Raw genomic sequence first — 22,533 nt, 5'->3', positions numbered from 1 at the left:
CCCATATTTTGATAACTAAAAGGTCTGATTCGGCAAATGCTAAATCAGACCTTTTAGTTAAAAATAATCCCTTAAAAGTTTTTTCATAAAATCTATATCAAGATACTCCTTTATCTTTCCATAGGTATCCATATTTTTTATAGTTTTATCTTCATCTTGATACTGAGTATAGGCAAATGCACACCAAGATAAAGCTCTTAAGTATAGATATGGGTTGTATAGTTTTACCCTTTCTTCTATATATGTATCTGATTTCCCTATATTTTCCTTGTATGTATTAAAAAACAAGCTTCTCTCTTCTTCACTTAAAATATAATTCCCTTTCCAAAGAGTTGTGGTAGGGGCAAGAAACTGTGTCAGATCTTGGGATGGATCGCTAATCACAGGCTTTTCCCAATCAATAAGATAGCTTTTTTCTCCTATTATAAAATTATGGGAGTTCACCTCTGTGTTATTTATTACGTGCCATATGTTTTCACTAAAATATTTTTGGGAATCTTTATTTTTTTCGCACCAGTTTAAGAACTTATAGAAAAAATCTTTCAAATCTTTATCTGTATCCTTTGATTCAAAAAAAGGTTTTAAAAGCCTTGTTCCTTCATTTATTCTATCTTGCATTATATTTTCTTCTACTATAAAGTTGCTAGTTTCCATGTTTTTCAAGTCCAAAGAATGAATTTCAGAAAATATATTTGCAGCCTTTTTCATATCAGTATTATATAAAAGAGGTCTTCCCTCAAGAAAATCCATAATCAGTATTCCATTTTTTATGTAAGATAGTGAATCATCAAGATATCTAACATTTGGAGTGACTCCACTTATTTCAAGAGCTTTAAGTGCTTCATACTCATATTTGATTTGATTATCTGACTCAATCTGACTTCCCGTATTTACTCTAAATACATATTTTCTCTTTTCATCCTCTAGTTTAAAGTTGATATTGTACTCTCCTTGGGCAAGAAAGCTTATGCAAAACTCCTTGTCTAAGTGTATGTGATTATAAACTTCTTTATCTTTTATATACTCTTTTATTTTAATTTGAAGTGATTCGTGCATACTCTCCCCCTTTCATATAACTATCGATTAATTCTATGGTATTAGAGCTTTCAAAGTCTTTAAGAAGTCCTAACTCTATATCATTTAATATTTTTGACAAATCTTCTTTGGTATCTATATCCATAAGCTTATTTCCAAGACCTGCTTTTATACAGTTTTTGTTGCAGATGTCAAGAGTTCCTTCAAGGACAGAAACTTTACCCCAGTTTAATCCCTTTTTAAATATAATACCCTGGAGTTCTTTCATACCAACCATATAATATCCTCCATCAAAGGTTGGTCCAAGAATCAAGTCATTTTCCTTTAGAAGCCTAAAGCCATCTATTATATCCTCTTTAGTGATTTGAGGAACATCAGAGCCCATTAATATCACTTTTTTGTAACCCAAATCCAAAACCTTTTTTATGGCATTCTCCATTTTTTCCCCAAGGTCTGCTCCATGTTGAGGGAAAATTTTTATCCAGTTAGGTATAATGTCCTTTAGAATCTCGAAATCCCCTTCGTCTGAGTATGTAATAAATATATCAGTACTACTTTTTATTGATTCTAATACCTTAATAATATCCTTTAAAAAAGCCTTATGTAGCTCACTGCACTGATATCCTGTAAATGTATCCATTAGTCTAGTTTTTGTTTTTCCAGGAACTGGAATCCTAGTCATTAGTATAAGCCCTTTCATATCTCTCCCCTTTAATATACTTTGATTTTTAATGAAGCTTAAACTTTTCTAAGATAAAATAAAACATTTGTATTTGCCTTAGGAATAATAATTTAACATAAAGCTTTCTCACCTAGATTTATAATACATATCCCTTAGCTTGTCCTCGGATACACCAATCTTGTAGAGAAGCTTTATTTTGTGCATAAAGAGAAGGGTTTTTAGCTGTCCTTCACTTTTAAATTTCCGTGCAGAGGTTCCTATTTTAGTCTCTATCATCTTCATTTTCCCTTGTTTTTTTAATCTCATTGCCATATCCCAATCCTCCATAAGAGGCACCTCTTTAAATCCACCTAGCTTTTCAAATACTTCTCTTTTTATAAAAATCCCTTGGTCCCCAAAGTAAAGACCACCGATTTTTGCCCTTAAATTGGATGACCATGAAACAAATTTCATAAAATATGTATCTAAATCATAAAAATAAAGCCTAAGCCCTCCGCCTATATTTCCTAAGCTTATTGCTTTTTCTATAAAAAAAGTAGACTCTTCAGAGACCTTGGAATCGATGTGCAGAAACCAGAGTATATCGCCTTTGGCTACCTTGGCTCCATCATTCATTTGATACGCTCTGCCTTTCCTACCTTTTATTACATTAGCGTATTTTGAAGCTAGATAAACTGTATTATCTTCACTTCCCCCATCCACCACTATTATTTCTTTATCTCCCTTTAATTTTAACAAACTTTGCAGCATTTCTTCTATTACATTCTCTTCATTTAAAACTGGTATGATAATAGATACCATATATTCTCTCCTAAACAATATTTATTAAACGTCTTTGATTCTCATCATAGTTTTAAAATATCCTATCTATTCGACTAGTCTAACTCTTATTTTTTGTATGTTCCTTTAATATTTTAAGTTCTTCCTCCGAAAGATTTCTATATGTCCCTTCAGGAATCCCATTCAACTTTATATTCATTATTCTAACTCTTTTAAGCCTTATAACTTTATATCCTAACACTTCGCACATTCTTCTTATCTGCCTGTTTAAACCTTGAGAAAGGGTTATTTTAAAAGTCTTGTCGTTTATTTTTTCCACTTTACAGGACTTTGTAATTACATATTTTTTTTGGACAGGATTAAATATCTTTACTCCTTTAGACATTGATACTAAAAAACTTTTTATAATCGGTTTATCAACTGTAACTATATAGTCCTTTTCATGATTGTTTTCTTCTCTAAGTATTTCATTTACTATAGAACCATCATTTGTAAGAAGGATAAGACCTTGAGAATCTTTATCAAGTCTTCCTATGGGAAATATCCGTTCTTTATGATTTATAAAATCAACTATATTTCCTTTTATATGACTCTCTGTGGTACAGGTGATTCCAACCGGTTTATTAAAAGCTATATATACCTTATTTTGCTTGGGTTTTACCGTCTTTCCCATCACCTCTACAACATCATCTTCAGATACTTTTGTTCCAACATCAGCTAACTTTCCGTTTACCTTTACTTTCTTTTCCTTAATCCATTTATCAGCTTCTCTTCTTGAGCATATTCCAGAAGAGCTTATGTAATTATTCAATCTCATTAATCTATACTCCTAACTAAAATTGGAAATTATAGCTTTAGAAATAAACTCACTTTAATTAAGCATATATTTTCACTTTAATTCTCAACTATTTATAATATATCATACTAAACAGAAAGTATTAAGCCAAAGATAAAAAGACAGATGCTATGCATCTGCCTTTCTATTATTAATTAAGCAAGCTTCTCATGTCTTATAGGCAATTTTCAACTGCTTTAATTGATGAGACTTTTGTCTTTAATTATCTTCTAGATCTGTTAAATTTGTTATTCACTTTAAAATTATTTGATGGTCTTAGCTTTGTTGGTCTTGTTACTGTATTTTCTTGAAATTTATTTAATTCTACATGCATTTCAAACTTAACCGAAGAATCATCTCTCATAGCTGCAGTTATTGTTGCAGTTCCTTCAGATGCACTAGATTTTACCGTAAACAGACCTCTTTGGTCAACCGATACACCATTAACTCCTCTTACTGACCATACTATATCTTTATCCATTACATCTCTTCCTCTTGAATCTCTAAGGACTGCACTATACTGAGATGTAATATCATTTGGATAGATAAGAAGACTTGAAGCTCCGTATACCGTCATATCGTATTGAATTGGCTCTGGCGTTGGTTCTGGTACTGGCGTTGGTTCTGGTACTGGCGTTGGTTCTGGTGTTGGCTCTGGCACTGGTGTTGGCTCTGGCACTGGTGTTGGTTCTGGCACTGGTGTTGGTTCTGGCTCTGGTGTTGGAGCCGGTTGTGGGTTAAATTTAGTCAAGCTTACCATCTTTTCAAATTTAATTGAAGGATGATTTTTAATGTGAGCAGAAAGTACTGCTGTTCCTTCTGAAGCGTTAGAGGTTACTTCAAGTAATCCACTTTGACTTACATTAACTCCGTTTACTCCGTTTACTGACCATACAAGTTCTTCATTTGTGATGTCTCTTCCATTTGCATCTCTAATCACTCCTGCATACTGAGAAGTAATATCATTAGAGTATATCATAAGGCTGTCTGCACCATATACTGTAACATTGTAATCCGGAGAATCGATTGGCTCATCGATTATTGGTTCATCGATTATTGGTTCGTCAATTATTGGTTCATCGATTATTGGCTCTTCAACTACCGGTGGTACTATTACTGAAGGAGCTACTGCTACTGTTCCTATTTTATACATATTATTTTGTCCTAAAGCTTGAATTGTTAGTTTAATTTCTGCTTTATTAGTTTCCGGATTAACTATACCTACAAACATATCATAGTTTCCAGGAGCTAGATTTGCATCTGTAACTATAGATGAATCATAGGTTTCTTCAGTATTCGGGAACAAGCTTCTAACGCTATCTTTAAGTACTGATGTGGATACTACCTGACCGCTTGCATCTCTAAGCTCTGCAACTATAGGCCAGTTCTTATAGAAAGGAGCAGTCCCTGAGTTTCTCCAAGTACTTGTAAGATTTATAGGCTGCCCAGCCTCTACAGTTTCATTAAATGTAGCATTTTTTATTGCAAATCTGTATCCTATTTTGCTGTAAAAATAATTAAGATTTTTCGTAGTTTCTGCATTCATTCCATACCATACTTCATTAAACCAAGTAAGATATGTGTCTCTAGCTTGTTGTATTGTGTTTTCTATATTACTATTGCTTAAGAATCTCTGGTCTCCAGTGTAAAGGAATTCTCCACCTGAAGGTGCATTTCTCCAGAAATCTCTCATCGCTGGATGACTATCTCCAGTTGAGTAGTCTACATATCCATTTTGATACTCTTTAATATATTGATTGTATATACTGTTGTTGTCTCCAAATGAATGGGCATGAAGTCCGAAGTTGTTTGTAACTCCAACTTGTCTTGGATTTCTCATACTTACATGGACATTTTTAAAATAGTCTGCATACGCTTGCTCATATTTTGATGAAATCTCTTTTCTAGGATACCTTCCTACATCATTTTGTCCTTGGATATAATAAGTATGCATTTCTCCCCAGTGTCCAAGACTTCCCATAACTACCGCATATGTATTTGAGTTATCATATCTCTGAGCCATAGCTTGTAGAGCTTTATTGTGGTATTCAAGAAGAAGAGGGCTTGAGTAGTTAGGACTAAATCCTCCTCTATGCTCTACACCATGTATTGTATCCATAGTATATCTGTAAAACGTTCCTACTCCAGGAATATTTGCAGCCTTTGAAGCTGTTCTATTAAATTCATCTATTACTCTTTGGTCATTATTTATTTTGTCAAGTGCGTCTGTATATTCATTTACCTTTGCAGTATTTCCTGCTGCTTTTGCATCGTTTAGAAGCTTTGTATAATTTGCTCTTGCTTCATCCTTAAGCTCATTATAAAGCCATAGAGGAATATTCATTTGATCATAACCTATATTTCTGTTTAATAAAGGAAGATCCATATGAAACATTACCATTAATTTGTTGTTTTTTTCATGAATCCAATAGTTGTAATTGTTTGTAGCTTCTACATCCGAGAAGTCATACACACCTTTAGTTTTTTCTATCTCTCCCCATGTATAGGATGCTGTAACTAGACTTCCTTCCACATGTCTTGTTCTATACATAGCTGGGGCTACTGCTCCCATATAAGGGTTTACCATATAATCTGATGACTCCTGAAAATTAACAGTCTTCATTACAGGAGGTTCTACCGGTTGAGCAAAAACTCCAGAAAAGCTTGTCATTACCATCGTAACTGCCAGAAAACCTGTAGCTATCTTTTTTAAAACTGGTTTAAAATCTAACGACATTAAAAAAACACCTCCGTAATCCAAATGCACAAGATTTGAAAAAGAGATGTCAGCATAAGCTGCTCCATCATGGTAACCCGGCTATCTTGGCGTATTGCTTTAGATCCGTGGTTTTGCGTCCTTATCTTTCAATAAGTTTGCCTTTTTCATGAATGCATTGAATTTTTTGTTTTAAAAATTGTTTCCAATTTGTAACTAAATACTACCAGAGATTTTTAGCCTTGAAAATAGTCCACAAGACTCATTATAATAAAAAATAAAATAAAATTTTTGTTTCAAGTATTGAAATTTAAGTTATTTTACTAATTTAAATTTAAAATAAAATTTTTTAACATTTTAAAAGGTGATACACTTCAACTCATTGTGTATCACCTTTATACTCAACTAGGTTAAAAATACAATATAAATTTAATTCCATCTTTGCTCTTGTTTAATATAATTTATCTTATCGTAATCTCTCCCAAATTATAAAGAAAGTCTTGGGTTGGTTTATTTATAGCAAGTTTTATTCTAGGAGAATCTTTTTCAGGATCAAATATACCTATCTTAAGTGTGTATACTCCAGATTGGAAATTTCTTGGAAGCAAAATATCTCCCTTATATATCTTTTCATCCTTTTCCTTCAATTCATTTATATTTCCTAACTTGGAAGATGCCTTTACCTCATTATTTTCGTCTATAAGCAGAGCCCTAATTTCCCACTCTTTGTAAAAAGGAGCAGTCCCTGTATTTCGCATATAAAGTTCAATATTTATTGGACCTGTGGGAGAAGTCCAAGGAGAATACCTTGCCTTATCAAGAACAAATCTATAACCTATCTTACTAAAAAAATAATTTTGGTTTTTTTCTGTCTCTTCATCAAGACCGTACCACACTTCATTAAACCAAGTGAGATGAGTATCCTCTGCTTGCTTTATAGTTGATTCAATATTTTCATCTTTGAGATATCTTTGGTCTCCTGTATAAAGAAACTCTCCCCCTGATGGTGCGTTTCTCCAGAACTCCGGCATACCAGGATGCTTATCTTTTGTATAGTAATCAGTGTATCCATTTTGGATATGGTCCAAATAAAGGTCATATATACTAAAATGGTCTCCAAAAGAATGGGAATGAAGTCCAAAATTATTTTCCTTTGCAACCTCCCTTGGGTATCTTGAAGAAATAATTACATTTTCAAAAACCTCAGCATAGACATTTTCATACTGCTGAGCTATTTCTTTCACTGGATATCTTCCAGATTCTTCTCTTCCTTGGATATAATGAGTATGCATCTCTCCCCAGTGGCCAAGACTTCCCATGATTACTGCATAGGTCACTTCATTATCATAACGCTCCGCTAGTGTTTCCATTATTTTTCTGTGATAATCAATCACTAACTTACTGGAATAATTAGGACTGAATCCTCCCCTTATCTCAGCTCCGTCTTTTGTTTCAAGATAATATCTATAAAAGGTTCCTACTCCAGGTATATCAGCTGTAATATTTCCTTTTTCATTAAAATCTTCTATTATTTCTTCATCATTTTGTATCTTATATAGGCTGTTTGTATAGCTTCTTATTTTATTTCTATCTTTTTCCTTTACAGCTTCTTCGAGAAGGATAGTATAAGTCGTTATAGCTTCTTGTCTTAGCTCTTCATAGAGCCAAAGAGGTATATCCATTTGATCATACCCTATCTCCCAAGTAAGTTTAGGTACGTCCATTTGAAATATAAATACATAGTTATTATTCATCTCATTTGTCCAGTAAAAGAAATTATTGTCATTTTCAACCTGTCTGAAATCATAAACTCCTTTTTCCAGCTCTATATCTCTCCATGTATAGGATGCCGTAACTAAAGATCCATCTACTTGCCTAGTCCTATATTTCGCTGGAGCTACAGCCCCCATATAGGGATTTACAATATACTCAAATGATTCTTGAAAAGCTACTTCATTCATGGATGAAGGAGATGATTTACCTTGATTTACTATAAGAAAAAATGTTATAGCTACTAAAGCTATAACTACTATCATAGTTATTGAAATAAAACCTTTTTTAATCAAAATAACCACCTCACTCTGGTTTTCAAACGGTACGTTTATTAATTTTTAACATCTTATAAAATACTTTTCTGTCATATGAATCTAGCAAAATAAAAAGTATTGCAGGTATCCATACTATATTTATCATTAGTGTTTTTGATGTAAAATTCAAAAAATTAACATCTGTAATCCATAAATTAAGTATATGTCCATATACTAGTATAATCCCTGAAACTAGAAGATTTTTTCCAAAAACCTCAATGAAGTAATCAGAAAGCTTCATATTAAGCAAATACTTATAGTATATATTTGTAAGAACAAATGATCCTATAAATACAGTTACTCCTGTAGATATAGCCGCACCCATAGGACCAATGATTTGAACCAAAAAAATTGTGGAAATTACATTTATAACTGCATTTCCAAAATATATAATAGTATTAATTTTATGTTTTTTCATTGCATAAAGTACTTCTATGCCTGTTGATTGAGTAAGAACTGGCCAAAAAGGAATTAAAATTATCACTGTGTATATATATGTCATATGATAACCATCTCCAACCCAAAGTGCTATGAAATCTCTTCCTAATATTAAAAAATTAACCATAGCAAAAGATGTGAGTATCCCTTGATGTCTAGAGCCTCTTGTAAAGAGCTTAACAATCATCTCTTTGGAGTCCTTCTGATTTTCTATGCAATGATACTCCATAAGTTTCGGTAAAAAAAGACCTGAAAATGCAGTTCCATACCTATAAAAATAATTTATAAGCCTTTGACTTAGAGCATATTCAGCTATAGTCTCAGTATCTGTAAAGACTCCAAGGATTATATTGTCAGTATTCCAGTATAGTGTTTGAGCCATTCCTCCGAGAAATACAAAAGAGCTATATTTAAAAAGCTCTGAAAAAAGTTCTTTATCGTATTTAAAAAGTTGTAATTCTATTTTATTTTTGCTAATAGCCCTTAATATATATACGAAATTAGCTCCTTGGAATAAAACTGTATCTATTATAAATACTGAAATTATTCCATAACCAAGATTTAATGATATAGCCACAAGAAAAAGTCTTGCAACAACTTGTATCGTCCCTATATTAAAAACAAATGAATATTTTCCTTTTCCTCTAAGAAACGACTGGAAAACTGAAGCTGGAATATTTAGACCTGCACTGATAGCTGCTATAATAAAACATATTTTTGCAATAGATAGTTCATCACCAGTGAAATTGAATATATTTCCAAACTGAATATAAATAACTCCTGAAGCTATTAAAAATATTAGAGCGGTAGCAATATATATAGAAAGAACCATAGATAACATTAAGCTTTCTTGTGATATCTTTTTTTCAACCGAAAATTTGGCTACATATCTCTCTACTGTTTTTCCAAGTCCCATAGTCATAAGCTCAGAATATGCCGTTAAGGTGAATATAAACTGATATATCCCAAAATAACTCTTTCCTACATTCGACTCTATTATAGGGACTACAATAAACCCTGCTAGTATAGAAACGAATAAATTAGTATATGATGAGAGTGCATCTTTTTTAATGTTGTTACTCATAATCTCACCCACATTCTTCATCTTATGACGAAAATTAATTGCTTATTAATAAATCAAGGCCTTGGGATAGTGATTTAAATAATAGGTTTAAATATCTGTACTTAATGACTTTAATGATTAGGAAAAAAGCTTAAAATTGCTTCTTCATATGGTTTACCCATCACTTCAATGCTGTGATTATCTTTAAAATATTTATTCGCGTTAGCTCCATACAATTTTATATTATTGTCATTTAAATTATTAGTAAAATCAATAAGCTTATTGATATCTCCATCACAACAAATACCTACTTCATTTTTTGAGATAAAAGAATCTGGATTTACATCTAATGATGCTATTGGGGTACTTCCTATACAGGCCTGAATAAATGTATTTGGAAAACCCTCATACTCCGATGTGTTCACAAGTAAGGCTGCCTTATTAAAATACGTTTGAATTTCTTTAAACGGTACATGCTCAATATACTTAAAGTTATTTAATTTTTTCGCATCATAGATACATTTTTGAATTTCTTCTTTAAAACCATCTGGTGTTTCTTGTCCTGCAAATGGCATTATCATTAAAAAATCCTTATCAGGAACAGCTTTAACAAGCTCTATGAAAAGCTTTGGCCTTTTAAGTTCAACTGCTCTTCCCACCCATAATATATACGACTTTTCTTTTGTATTAACTTCTTTAAATGGAAATCCATTTGGAACTACCTCGCTATCAAATCCCATATGTTCTTTTAGAAGTTTTTTTTGTTTTTCGGTTTGGCTAAATATAATATCTGCCTTTTTAAGACCGAAACTATATAGATTATGAGTCAGCCATCTACCTGATACAGCTTTATCGTCGTAAAGAGCATCGTTATCCGATGCCAGTCTATGGATAAACCTCTTTTTTTTAATTGATTTAAAGAAGAGGCCTGCCCATCCTACCATATCATTAGCCATTTCGGTAAGTATTACATCTGCTTCACTTCTTAAAAGGACTTTTATAAGATTACTATAAAAAATTATCTTTTGAAGGATGGTTTTATTAGTCCATCCAAACATTTTTATTTTTTTTAAGTTTACATCTTCTATATATCTAATATTTTCATTTTGTCCAAAATCTCCGACATAAAATGTTACTTCAAACTTAGAGTTTTCAGCAAGATATATCCCCAGATTATAAAGATCTACTTCGGCTCCTCCAAATCCAGCTTTACTATTTGTATCAAAAAGAGGATAACAATTTGCACAAAGAATACCTATCTTTATTTTATCCATAGAGTCACCTCCATTTTAGTTATCTAATTCTTCATGAAATATATTAGATATATTTTTAAGCCAAGTCTCATAGGTAAACCTTTTAATTACTGATTCCCTTGCTCTTTGTCCCATTAAATCTCTTAAAGTATCCTCTCTTAAAAGAAGAGCAAGTCTTTCTGAGAAAAAATTAATGTCATTTTTAGGAACCAAGTATCCATCAATTTTGTCTGATATAATTTCAGCCGGACCCCCTGTACCTAAAAATGCAATAACTGGTACTTTTCTAGCCATAGATTCAATTACCGCATATCCAAAAGGTTCAAATTCTGAGGTCAATATACTAACATCAGCAATATGATAATAATCTTCTATGTTATTTACATGTCCTGTAAATATTATCCTTTCTTTTTCTTGTATTTCTTTTTTTGCTTTAAGATATCCTTCTAGAGTCTCTCCTCCTCCAGTAAAAACAAATGTTACATTTTCTTCTTTTTCAATTATTTTTTTTGCAATTTCAAGTGCTACATCATGTCTTTTTATTGGCCTAAATGCGGCTACCATAAGAACCACTTTCGAATCTTCAGGTACATTTAAAAGTTTTTTCAGTTCTTTTTTATCTCTTTTGTCCTCATCAGGAATTTCTATAGCATTATAAAGTATTTTTGTCTTTGATGGTTTAAAACTCATACCAACAAATCCAGACACTGCTATTACCACATCTGTAAAATTATTTACAAATGAAGTTCTAAGGGTCTTTAGCAAAATAGGTTTATTGGAACCATAATACATATGCTCGTTGAAAAAAACTTTTTTCCTAAACAATTTTCCAAAAAAACAGGCATAATATTTTTCAAAATCAAAGTGAGTGTATACAGCATCTATAGAGTAATTTTTGAATATTTTTTTGAATATTGAAAAATTTTTAAAAAAATTAAATCTAGATATTTCTCTCTCTATTACTTTTATCCCTATATTTTCAAGATTTTCTACGTATCTCGTTTTTAATATCTTACCCCTATTTTCTTCATTTTTATATCTTTCTTTTGAACTAAGTGGATCTCTTACAAGCCAAATGAATCTAAATTCACCTCTAAGATCTTTTGACATTCTTACATATATATCTTCTATATTAGAGTAAGTATCGGCTAAAAACGAGGGGACTATTAGAATATTTTTTTTATCTGACATATTACCAGCTCCTCTTATGAGCGTTTCAGGAAAAAACTCTTGTATATACTGCAATGAAAGTGTTTCATCCAAACAAATATTTTCCCTTTAAGTGTAAGGGGGTACATAAAGTTATATTCTTTTACTATCGTCCCACCAAAACCTTTTTTCCTTCTATCTATATTCTCCATTTCTTTATTATCAGGATTCAGAGTGAGCCCGCAAAGGTCATATGTCTTAAACCCTTTATCTTTAAAATATATCATTGAAAAATACTCAAGCATCTTACTTGCTTTTCCAGATAGTTTTATTGTTTCTGGGCAGTCATTACATGAAAACCTAATGCTTGATTCATACTGTACGCAAACTCTCTCTTTATCCGTTATAAATCCAAACATACAAAGAACTTGCCCATTAAATGAAACTTTTGAAATTTTAAAACTAGATATTTTAATTAGATTTTCTATTAGTGTGTCATCGCAAGGTCGAATTTTTTTCCTATATGCAAAATCATTAAAAAAAGTTCTAAACTCCTCTAACTCTGATTTGTTTGGATTTTCTATCATTTCAAGGACAAGGAAATTCTCTCTAATCATCTTTCTAACTACCTGTTTTGTAGTTCGATCAAACGAGGATAGAATATCTTCTTTTTCCCTTGTAAGATCAATGAACAGAGTATTGAAAATCTGAGATTTTTCCCTATATTCCTTGCAATGAAAATAGTATACAACGTCATAACCAGGATCTTCTTTTTTTATAGACGGAGCAAAATAATTATCTTTAAGCCTTATAAAAAACAATCGTTTTCTCTGATTTATCTCCATCATTCGAACATCTCCCTTATTTTGAGTTCCTCCTTAATTTCTCTGAAAACTTCTTTAGATATATAAAAATTTTTCCTTTTAATGTTAGAGGATACATAAAGTGATATTCTTTTACTAGCTCTCCTCCAAACCCTTTCTTCCTCATATCTATATTAGCTTTTTCTATATCATTTGGATCTAAAGTAACTCCACCTAAATCATATATTTTTAAGCCTTCTTTTTTAAAGTGCAGCATACACATGTATTCGAGAATTCGATTTGCTTTGCTAGCCATTTTCACTTTGTGAGGATTTTCCGGGAAAAAAAATCTTCCACTGCCTTCGTATTGACCGGTAACTCTTTCTTTGTTTTTAATAAATACCATAGATGAAAGAAGATCTCCTTCATGATAGGCTTTTCCAATAGATAGACTTGATATATCGTTTAGTCTATAGAGAAGTTTTTTATCAGCCCTATTAATCCCCTTCTTTTTTGCAAACATATCATAAAATTCTACAAATTCTTCAATTTCAGTTTCTGTAGGACAATCAGTTATGGCTATATTAAAATCGTTGTTTTTAAAAAGTTTTTTTATTAAGCTTCTATTTGTTTTATTAAATTGATTTAAAATTTCTTCTTCAGATTGTTTTAAATCTATAAAAATTGTATTAAATATCGTAGAGTCAGGTCCTTGTTCGTTACAATGAAAATAATACACAACATCATACCCAGGGTCCTCTTTTATTATAGAGTGAGCAAAATAAATATCTTTTAAATTTATTGCCATTAATTTCTTTCTATGATTTAGCTCTATCATAGGTTTCCTCCTGAGTTTTTAAAAATTAATTCTTAAAATCTATCTATTTAGCCTTATCTGTTTTATTGTTATTATATTTCTTTTTCCTATACTTCTTTATATTCCTGTAACGCCTAATCACATGATAATATAAAATGCGCTTTAATCTATAAATTATATTGAACAATTTATGATGAAGTCTTTTTTTAATCTTCGTAGCTTGAGAAAAAGAAATAATTTGGTCTTCTGATTGAAGATGCTCTCTTATATCTTCAATCAGCTCTTCAGTAAGGTCATCTAGGTGTAGACATATAGTAAAGACTCCTGATACAAATTCTTTTTTTGGTTCCCATATCTGTTGAGGAATAAAGGTTAAGCCATGTTTTTTAAAAGGGTAAGCTGCAACTCCATCTGTAATATATTTAAATCCAAGGCTTTTTAAAGCCTTAAATGTATTTTTATCATTAGTATGGGATGGCGCCATCCAAATATCCGTATATAACCCATGAGAATTAAGTATTTCCATACCTCTTTTTATCTTATCTCTTTGGACTTCATATGGTAGATTTGCAAATTCAGATGGTGAAACTCTTCCATATAAGTTTTGATTAATCGATCTTTGAACAGTTGAGTATATATGCTGGTATCCATGCTGACATATTTCTATTTCCCCTTTTTCAATCATATCTTTTATTATATCCCAGTATAGTGGTTTTTCTGTTTCATATTTAAGAGAAGAATCTTTATTATCTGGTATAATTCCCAAAAGTGGGACTACGTTATATTCTTTGAAAAGCTCAATTAGATTCTCTAATCTCTCCCATAGAATACATGGATGTATATCATCCACTCTATAGAGATATGTCCGTCCTCTTTTATTAATGTGGTTTTTCAAATATTTTTTCATAGTCTGACACCATCTTTCCTCTTTGAAAATACTTTAGAGCATGGAGATATCCTTTCTCTCCCATTTCTTTGTATTTCCCCTCTTTAATCATAGTCTCCAGTTTAGTTGCTAGTTCATAGTAATCTTTAGGCTGATATCTATAACCATTCATCCCATCTACTACAATCTCTGATGCTCCTCCTATATCAGAAAGTACAGTCGCCTTTTTCATTGCCAGGCTTTCTATTGCAGCTATAGAAAGAGTTTCTACTGAATCCGATGACAGTACGAAGATATCCATAAGAGCCACATAGGGTCTTACATCTTCAATATATCCAGTAATGATTACATCCTTTTCTAATTCGTATTTTTTTATCTGTTCTTCTAATGATTCTCTCATTTCTCCATCTCCAACCATAAGAAGTTTTATTTTATATCCTTTTTCTTTTAGAATTTTAACAGCTTCAATAATATCCTTCTGTCTTTTTTCAACCCTAAACCTCGAGCAGTTGCCTATTATTATATGGCTGTTTTCAATACCTAGTTCTTCCTTTGTTATTAAAATCTTTTCTTCATCTGATAAATAAATAGAAAATTTTTCTATATCTACGCCATTATGAATAAAAAGAGATTTTTTTTCATCAAGTTTGTAGTTTTTAATCCAGTAATCCATCTGATTAGAACTTACAAATACAATATTTCCTATTCTCTTTAAAAACGGTAGTTGTATTTTTCTTTGAAGTTTTTCTTTATTATCCCTAGGAAGAGTGGAATGAATTACGGTAACTGTATTTTTCTTAGGCTTTTTAGGAAAAATTGCTAGATTAAAATACATTGTTGGATAAAGATCCACTAAAAATATAGAATTAGGGTTTATGTCATATAAAAGTGTTCTTATTTTTTTAATTGCTTTAAAGTCAATAAAACTTTGCTTGTTCATAAAATGAAAATTTATTCTTTTGTCAGCACGGCTTACAGAATAGTTCATACTATCAAGTACTATAATATCTATATCAAAACCTCTATCCACTAGTCCGTTAGCAACTTCAAGTGTCTGTATTTCAGCTCCTCCGAAAGACATACTGCTAATTATTATAATAAGTCTCTTCAAGACGTTCGATGCTCCTTTCGTGAGTATAATCTTTTCTTAGTACCACAAAAGAAATTGCTACAAAAATATACGCATATGAGTTTGTAAGCTGAGGAAGTAGAAAACTATCCGTAAGTCCTCTAAATAAAAATGATAGTATCCCCACAAACAGTCCCACTATGAGATGGCTACCCCAGACATCATTTGCTTTTTTAAATTTTATAAACTTTCTTATCAGTCCGCTTAATAAATATAGATATATAAGAATATAAAATCCAAGACCTAAGACGCCAGTATCTACAAGGGTATCAATATACATATTGTGAGCATGAGTTACTCTAAGCATTTTCTGATTTCTGAATGTGGCAAGGGAAAGTACTCCATACCTTCCGTGTCCCACTGCAATTCTCCATGGATCATAACTTTTTTTTGCATAAAGTTCTGAAAGTATTTCTCCCCAAATGAGCTCTGTTCTTCCTGCAGTAATAGCATTTGCTTCTCCTGTGTCTAGGTCTGACAATGCCCTATTTACTACGCTAGGCATAAGCATTACAATTATTAAAACACTCGCTACTGCCGGTAAAAGAATCTTGTATTTTTTCGTAAGGAATGCTATTGCTACTACGGAGAAACCTATCATGGCATAAGCAGTCCTTGAATATATAATTAAAACTGCCATAAGAGAAAATGCTGTCCCCATTAAAAACCATTTCCTCTTTGGATTATCACCTGCAAGAGCCATTGATAATAAAAGAGGAAATCCAACTATAAAAAAGTCTGCAATATTATTTCCGTGCATACCTAAGTGGTCTATTCCAATAATCTCTCTTACAGTTGAAAAATCAGATCCAAATGGCACTCTAAAAACAAATACGAGTAGTATTACTATTGCAAATATTCCCATAGACATGGCAAGGTAATAAACTATTTTTTCTATATCTTTTTTCGTCCTTACAGTCCCTATTATAATCAAGTATGGTAGAGTTGTTAGGATGGGTATAAGACCATGGGAGAGAAAAAACTTCACTGGATTATATCCTTCCTTCCAAAATTCGACTGAATATGGTGCTACATGATTGGTTCTAATAACAGCTGATGTTATAAGAATGATACTTATAAAATAAAAAAACGTCCCTAATTTGATATCCGAAAATTTAAGTTTATTATTTAAGAGAAATCCAATCAAAAGAAGCATCATAAGAATATTGTTTAGTTTGCCTCCAGGCACAGGAAGAATTTCCATACTAAAAATTGTTGATGTAAGAAGAGGAAGAACTATTATGCTGGTTGCTATAGTTAATTCTTTTTGATGTAGATAAATAACCCCTATAAAAGTTGCTGCTGGAAAGATAGCTATCATATATGGGTCTATCATCGAAAGCACGATTGTTCCTAAAATCACTCCTATCACCAAAGCTGTTATCCATATATAATCTTTATTCAAATTAGTCCCCTCTTTTCAGACCTTCTCATCTACTGCCTATTATTTTCAACTACTGTTATTAAAAAAACTGCAAGCAGTCCTATCAAAAGTCCTCCTATTCCAGTAATCACCCAGAGCTGAGTCTTGGAAATTCCTGAAGACCTTAAAGGTAGCTCTGCTTCTTTAATTACATGGATATAGTTTTGTTTCATTAAATCAGATATTACTTCCTGTGTTGTGCTCGCAATTGTTGCTGCTATTAATTGAGCTGCTCTTGGATCATTATGCTTTACCGATACGTTTACTACCCTTGTATTTCTAGATACTTCCGTTTCAACGTTTTTTTCAAAATCTGCTCTTGTATATCTTTGTCCTACTCCCTCAAGAGCGCTTAAATTCTCATTTATGGACCTAAGAACTACAGATCCTCCTATGACTTCAGGTACATCAAAAACCAGTTTTTCACTTATTTGAACTGTTTGTAGTACTTCATATGCTTCTATTTCTTCATTATTTTCAGGACTTTTACCAACAAGAAGGGCTGTATTTGATTCATATGATGGTCTATACTCTCTTATTATGAAAAAATATCCTGCTGCGAGTATAATAATCATAATTAAAAATATAAGCCATATATAGTGGATGCAATTTCTAAAAAAACTAACCATTTATTTTTCTCCCTTCTTAATGTTTTCCTAAGACTTTTCTATATGATTGCTCTGTTTTGTTTGTCACTTCATCCCAATTGTAATGGAATCTGACTTTTTCAGAAAGCTTATATGAATTGAAATTTTCAGTATATTTAAAGTCTTTTATTATCACATCTTCAAGTACTTCCCTCAAAGAATTTATGTCTCCCTTTTTAAAGCAGAGCCCATCATTTTCAAGCACTGCCAAGTTTTCGTCTATATCACTTACTATACAAAGGCATCCAAAGCTCATTGCCTCAAGAAGACTAATAGGCAGCCCTTCTATATCCGAAGGAAGGACGTATGCATAAGTATTGCTATAAAGACTGCTCAAAGAATCCATATCTTGAAATCCTATCATTTTTATCCTCTCATCACTAGAAGACGCTTCTTTTAGAGAATTTACGTAGTCAAGATTGTAAGGATTGTCTCCTGCAATTACTAAGTTCATATCTGTATTTATATTTTTAAAAGCTTCTATAAGATAGTGGCATCCTTTTTCAGGTACAAGCCTTGCAACAAAAAGAATATACTTATCTTTATTTATTCCATAAAGCTTCTCTAAACCATTAAGAGGAATATTTTCATTAAGTGAAATTCCATTAGGTATATACTCAATTTCCTTTTTGTATTTTCCTTTATAATAAGGAACTAGTGTTTTTGATACGCTAATTGTGTGATTTGCAAATCTTGCTGAAGCATATTCTCCAAGCTTTAGATAAGCTGTTGCAAGTCCCTTCCATTTAGATCTTTGCCAATCTAATCCATGGACCGTAATAATTACTTTTTTACCTGTAAGCCTTGGAAGAAATGACATTACGCTAGGTCCAAGGGCATGATAGTGAACTATATCATAGTTTTTGAACATAACCCTTATACTTGCCAAAAATGAATATATAAGTGCTTCCAGTGAATTTTTATTTACAGTAAATACAGAATAAAGATTTATTCCTTTATATTTTTTCAGTCCCTTGTCATATACTTTTCTATTATAAACATCCACTTCATGGCCTTTTTGTGAAAGTCTTGTTGAAATCTCTTCTACATGTATTTCAACTCCTCCTAATCTGCTTGGAACAGCTTTGTGCCCTATGAAAGCTATTCTCATTTTTTTCCACCCTTTCTAAAGTAGAGGCTTTACAATATCCATTAATTTATCGTGGTATGATTCAATGGAAAAGTCTTCAAGCCTCTCTTTTGCTGATTTAGACATTGATTTTAATAAATCATCATCCCTTAGTGCTTTTAATATAGCTTCTTTAAGTCCATTTTTATCTTTTGGCTCAAATAAAAATCCATCTATTTCATTTCTTATGAGTTCAGGTACTCCCCCTATCTCAGATCCTATAACTGGTGTTCCTAGCATAAAAGATTCAAGTATAGACATTGGACAGTTTTCGTACCATTGTGTTGGAAGAACAGAAAGTTTTGCTTTTCCTATTAGGTTAATTAGATTTTCTCCTGTCTGAAATCCTACAAATTTAATGTTTGAAGCTTCCTGACTTGCTTTAACCACTTCTTCTTCAAGCTCTCCGCCTCCAGCTATAACAAATTGTACATCCTTGAGCTCTTTTGCTACCTCAAGAAGTGTCCTAATTCCCTTTTGAACTGAAAGCCTTCCAAAATAGAGTATATAGTCCTTTTTTTCAAAATATGCGTATTCATAATCCCTTTTTATAAAATTATGAATCACATGAATATTTTTTTCATCTTCTCCAAATTCCACCATTTTATTTTTGAGGAACCTGCTTGGAGATATAAAAGAATCTATTTTTTCATATGTCTTAAGGTTGTAATAAAGCCTACCTTCTATAGCTCCTAAAAGACTTTTTACCCTTGAACCATGTATACATTTGTTTTTAAAACACATTTTGTAATTTCTACCCTTACAATCTTCACATATTACATCATCATGCTCTCTATACATCATGTGATTTGGACATACTAGCTGAAAATCATGCAAAGTCTGTATAATAGGAATTCCAAATGACTTTATTTCATAAATTATAGATGGGGTAAGCTGAAAATTAATGTTGTTTAGATGAACATAATCTGGCTTGAAATTATTTAATATTTTTCTGATTTTTTTTCTTGCTTCATTTGAATAAATTATCCTAAAAGGATAGGTTATTTGTGAAACCGAAAAGCCCTTAAACTCCAAGTTTTTTGTATATAATCCAACCTCATTGAAATGGATATTCTGAGGGTCTTCCATTCCGAAAAACTGTACTTCATAACCTAAACTTTGTTGGTACTGAGCTAGCTCAAATGCATATGTCTCTGCACCTCCACGGTTATAAAGAAACTTATTTACCATTAGGATTTTCATATCTATCTACCGCCTATCCTTTAAAGATGCATGCTTTAGCTAGAGCCTTTTCTCTTTAAGACAACATATACTGTTTTAATCAATATTTCTACGTCTAGCCATATAGTCCAGTTTTCTATATATTCATTATCTAGTCTAGTTACTTCTTCAAAATCTGTAATTTGAGATCTGCCGCTAATCTGCCACATACCTGTTATTCCAGGTATTATAGAAATCCTCTTATAATGTGAGATGTTGTAGTCTTTGACTTCTTGAACAGTAGGTGGCCGTGTCCCTACAAGGCTCATATCTCCTACAAGAACATTGTAAAACTGAGGAAGTTCGTCTATGCTCGTCTTTCTCATAAAATTACCAATTTTTGTAACTCTTGGATCATTTTTCAACTTGAACATATTGCCTTTCATTTCATTTTGACTCTGCAACTCTTCTTTTTTCTCTTCTGCATCGTTACACATAGATCTAAATTTCCATATTTTAAATATTCTCCCGTTTTTACCTACTCTTTCTTGTTTAAATATTACAGGACCTTTACTCTCTAATTTAATAAGAGGTGCAAAAATAAGATAAGCAACACCAAAAATCATCATTCCAACAGAAGCTCCTAAAATATCTAGTAATCTCTTAGCAAAAAGCTGATCTTCATTTAAGCTTACAGTATGAAATTTAAGAGCTGGAATATCACCTATCATACTTACCTGAGCTTTCGCACTTTCATAATTTTGTCTTTCAAGAAGCATAGTAATAGTAATTCCTCTCTCTTGGCATATATCAAGGATATCCCTTAATCTTTTATCATAAGAAAGAGGTTTTGCAACCACTATTTCATCTATTATGTTTTCTGAAACTACTTTTTCCCAATCATCAATACTTCCCAAATGCTTTAAGGTATTGTATATTGAGGATTCCGTAGTATCTTCTAAATAAACTTCTCTTTCCAGAATCATCTCGTCTGCAGTTATATTGTTACTCATTTCATTAAAATCAACATCCCCTTTTATATCTTTTCTATCTCCGCTTTTTTTATAATTACTTTTAAGAATTTCCTCTATGTTTTCTTTTATATGAAGGTAGCCAACTATATTAAGTCCTAGATAGCTATGGCTTCTAATTGTCTTTATATATTTAGCTCCACTTTCAGAAAATCCAAAAATTATAATATTTTTAACTTTTTCAGAGTTTTCATCTTTATAAAACCACATTAGTTTAAATATAGTCCTGAATATTGTTGAGATTAAAAAGAAAACTAGAATAAATACATTCATAAAAAGCTGGGAAACATCAATATTTGAAAAGAAAAATATACTCCTGACTATTCCATATCCTAGCATTAAAGCTATCATAGTCCTAAGGAGTATTCTCATGTTTAAAAGTTTTTTTGATATAATCAGAAATTTGTATGTTTCAGTTATTAAAAACACCAATATAAATGTTCCTGCAACAAGGGTTATAAAACCATAAACTTCAAGAGTTGAATTAAATTCCAGTACATTTCCTACTATATTTAATTTTATAAGTTTGGCTATATATGAACTAATAATAATGGCTATTATATCTACTACAACATAGCTTATAATCAACAATTTAAGGCGCCATCTAAGCATATCATTCACCTCCAAAGAAGTATTTTTCTAATCCTCATTTGATTTTATTTAATTATTAATCACTTTTTCTATATTTCTAAAGGGAATATAGCCATTTTTTATATATATTGGAATTCCCAAGATTCTTATTAAACATATGATTTTCTTTGGTCTAAATCCTGATTTTGTAAAGGTATTAATAGATGGATAATTCCACTTTTCAATATGAGCTATCACTTTTTTATATCCTTTACTTTTGAGATATCTAAATATGTCTTTTAAGGCATATTTAGCTAGCCCTTTTCCTTTTTGATTTGGATCTATGAATATATCATAAATCATGGCCGTGTTTTTATTTAGATGAATGTTTCTATTAAAATCGTGAACATACGTATTTCTTACTCCCACTTTGCTATACCCAATTATTTGATTTTTATATTTTAAAATATAAAATATATGGCTATTTTTATTTGCACACTCTATTTCTTTTGGAAAATATATCCATGGAAATTTTTCTTTATTCATTTCAAGCCAATTTATTAACTCACTTTTATCATCCATTAAAAACTCTCTTTGTATATCAATATCTATCGTAGGTTCAAAGTTTTCCAAATCTCCTTCAATACTTCTCTCATACCACGTAGAGCATGTAGATTTATAAATTATATTTATTATTTTTAAAGAAACTTTTTTTATAAAGTTATTTTCATTTTTCAGTTTCTTTTCTTTAGACAAGGAATGGATAGAATTCATTTTTTAACCACTTCTCTCTGTAAATTGAAATTTTGGAATATTTTCAATACTCAAATATTCCTTTTTCATATCTACCCATAGACAAAATAATTCAATCAATAGCGATATATAAAAAAACGACTATA

At 31.4% G+C, this 22,533-nt stretch carries 19 protein-coding genes and 1 riboswitch; all 19 genes read right to left on the bottom strand.

Annotated elements, in window-relative coordinates; genetic code table 11:
• Window positions 1-57: 57 nt before the first annotated feature.
• Window positions 58-1,056 carry a phosphotransferase gene (locus J2Z35_RS04995; RefSeq protein WP_209660067.1) on the bottom strand — a complete coding sequence of 333 codons (999 nt, stop codon included), beginning with the start codon at window positions 1,054-1,056 and terminating at the stop codon, window positions 58-60.
• Complete coding sequence (locus tag J2Z35_RS04990; RefSeq protein ID WP_209660065.1) at window positions 1,034-1,735, bottom strand: TIGR04282 family arsenosugar biosynthesis glycosyltransferase; 702 nt, start codon at window positions 1,733-1,735, stop codon at window positions 1,034-1,036. Before J2Z35_RS04990 ends, J2Z35_RS04995 begins: the two co-directional genes overlap by 23 nt.
• Before the next feature lie 108 nt (window positions 1,736-1,843).
• Window positions 1,844-2,518: a TIGR04283 family arsenosugar biosynthesis glycosyltransferase gene (locus tag J2Z35_RS04985; RefSeq protein ID WP_209660063.1), complete on the bottom strand. Its 675-nt coding sequence runs from the start codon at window positions 2,516-2,518 to the stop codon at window positions 1,844-1,846.
• Between the two features lie 79 nt (window positions 2,519-2,597).
• Window positions 2,598-3,314 carry a pseudouridine synthase gene (locus tag J2Z35_RS04980; protein ID WP_209660055.1) on the bottom strand — a complete coding sequence of 239 codons (717 nt, stop codon included), beginning with the start codon at window positions 3,312-3,314 and terminating at the stop codon, window positions 2,598-2,600.
• A gap of 241 nt (window positions 3,315-3,555) precedes the next feature.
• On the bottom strand, window positions 3,556-6,069 hold the full coding sequence (locus J2Z35_RS04975; RefSeq protein WP_209660053.1) for a DUF4832 domain-containing protein: 2,514 nt from the start codon (window positions 6,067-6,069) through the stop codon (window positions 3,556-3,558).
• A gap of 68 nt (window positions 6,070-6,137) precedes the next feature.
• Window positions 6,138-6,221: riboswitch (cyclic di-GMP riboswitch) on the bottom strand.
• A gap of 288 nt (window positions 6,222-6,509) precedes the next feature.
• Window positions 6,510-8,114 carry a DUF4832 domain-containing protein gene (locus J2Z35_RS04970; protein ID WP_209660051.1) on the bottom strand — a complete coding sequence of 535 codons (1,605 nt, stop codon included), beginning with the start codon at window positions 8,112-8,114 and terminating at the stop codon, window positions 6,510-6,512.
• A gap of 22 nt (window positions 8,115-8,136) precedes the next feature.
• Window positions 8,137-9,657, bottom strand: coding sequence for a lipopolysaccharide biosynthesis protein (locus J2Z35_RS04965; RefSeq protein ID WP_209660049.1), 1,521 nt, complete (start codon window positions 9,655-9,657; stop codon window positions 8,137-8,139).
• Window positions 9,658-9,767: 110 nt separating this feature from the next.
• Window positions 9,768-10,910 carry a glycosyltransferase family 4 protein gene (locus J2Z35_RS04960; RefSeq protein ID WP_209660047.1) on the bottom strand — a complete coding sequence of 381 codons (1,143 nt, stop codon included), beginning with the start codon at window positions 10,908-10,910 and terminating at the stop codon, window positions 9,768-9,770.
• A gap of 15 nt (window positions 10,911-10,925) precedes the next feature.
• A complete protein-coding gene (locus J2Z35_RS04955; RefSeq protein ID WP_209660045.1) occupies window positions 10,926-12,080 on the bottom strand; it encodes a glycosyltransferase family 4 protein in 1,155 nt (384 codons plus the stop codon).
• Window positions 12,081-12,094: 14 nt separating this feature from the next.
• Window positions 12,095-12,886 carry a hypothetical protein gene (locus J2Z35_RS04950; RefSeq protein WP_209660043.1) on the bottom strand — a complete coding sequence of 264 codons (792 nt, stop codon included), beginning with the start codon at window positions 12,884-12,886 and terminating at the stop codon, window positions 12,095-12,097.
• 13 nt (window positions 12,887-12,899) lie between these two features.
• On the bottom strand, window positions 12,900-13,679 hold the full coding sequence (locus tag J2Z35_RS04945; RefSeq protein WP_209660039.1) for a hypothetical protein: 780 nt from the start codon (window positions 13,677-13,679) through the stop codon (window positions 12,900-12,902).
• A 43-nt stretch (window positions 13,680-13,722) separates the two neighbouring features.
• The gene (locus tag J2Z35_RS04940; protein WP_209660037.1) at window positions 13,723-14,553 is read right to left on the bottom strand and encodes a DUF2334 domain-containing protein; all 831 of its coding nucleotides are present in this window, start codon (window positions 14,551-14,553) and stop codon (window positions 13,723-13,725) included.
• The gene (locus J2Z35_RS04935; protein WP_209660036.1) at window positions 14,537-15,655 is read right to left on the bottom strand and encodes a glycosyltransferase family 4 protein; all 1,119 of its coding nucleotides are present in this window, start codon (window positions 15,653-15,655) and stop codon (window positions 14,537-14,539) included. The genes J2Z35_RS04940 and J2Z35_RS04935 overlap by 17 nt, the downstream gene beginning before the upstream one ends.
• The gene (locus J2Z35_RS04930; protein WP_209660034.1) at window positions 15,630-17,078 is read right to left on the bottom strand and encodes an O-antigen ligase family protein; all 1,449 of its coding nucleotides are present in this window, start codon (window positions 17,076-17,078) and stop codon (window positions 15,630-15,632) included. The genes J2Z35_RS04935 and J2Z35_RS04930 overlap by 26 nt, the downstream gene beginning before the upstream one ends.
• Before the next feature lie 29 nt (window positions 17,079-17,107).
• The gene (locus J2Z35_RS04925) at window positions 17,108-17,725 is read right to left on the bottom strand and encodes a YveK family protein (protein WP_209660032.1); all 618 of its coding nucleotides are present in this window, start codon (window positions 17,723-17,725) and stop codon (window positions 17,108-17,110) included.
• A gap of 16 nt (window positions 17,726-17,741) precedes the next feature.
• Window positions 17,742-18,854 carry a glycosyltransferase family 4 protein gene (locus J2Z35_RS04920; RefSeq protein ID WP_209660030.1) on the bottom strand — a complete coding sequence of 371 codons (1,113 nt, stop codon included), beginning with the start codon at window positions 18,852-18,854 and terminating at the stop codon, window positions 17,742-17,744.
• A 15-nt stretch (window positions 18,855-18,869) separates the two neighbouring features.
• A complete protein-coding gene (locus tag J2Z35_RS04915) occupies window positions 18,870-20,075 on the bottom strand; it encodes a glycosyltransferase family 4 protein (RefSeq protein ID WP_209660029.1) in 1,206 nt (401 codons plus the stop codon).
• A gap of 35 nt (window positions 20,076-20,110) precedes the next feature.
• Complete coding sequence (locus J2Z35_RS14655) at window positions 20,111-21,676, bottom strand: sugar transferase (RefSeq protein ID WP_245330768.1); 1,566 nt, start codon at window positions 21,674-21,676, stop codon at window positions 20,111-20,113.
• Between the two features lie 48 nt (window positions 21,677-21,724).
• Window positions 21,725-22,408 (bottom strand): GNAT family N-acetyltransferase, encoded by a 684-nt coding sequence (locus J2Z35_RS04905; RefSeq protein ID WP_209660027.1) that lies wholly within the window; start codon window positions 22,406-22,408, stop codon window positions 21,725-21,727.
• Window positions 22,409-22,533: the final 125 nt, after the last annotated feature.

Origin of the sequence: Acetoanaerobium pronyense (assembly GCF_017874355.1) — a bacterium.
GTDB classification, from domain to species: Bacteria; Bacillota; Clostridia; order Peptostreptococcales; family Filifactoraceae; genus Acetoanaerobium; species Acetoanaerobium pronyense.
This window is presented reverse-complemented; position numbering and strand designations above follow the sequence as displayed.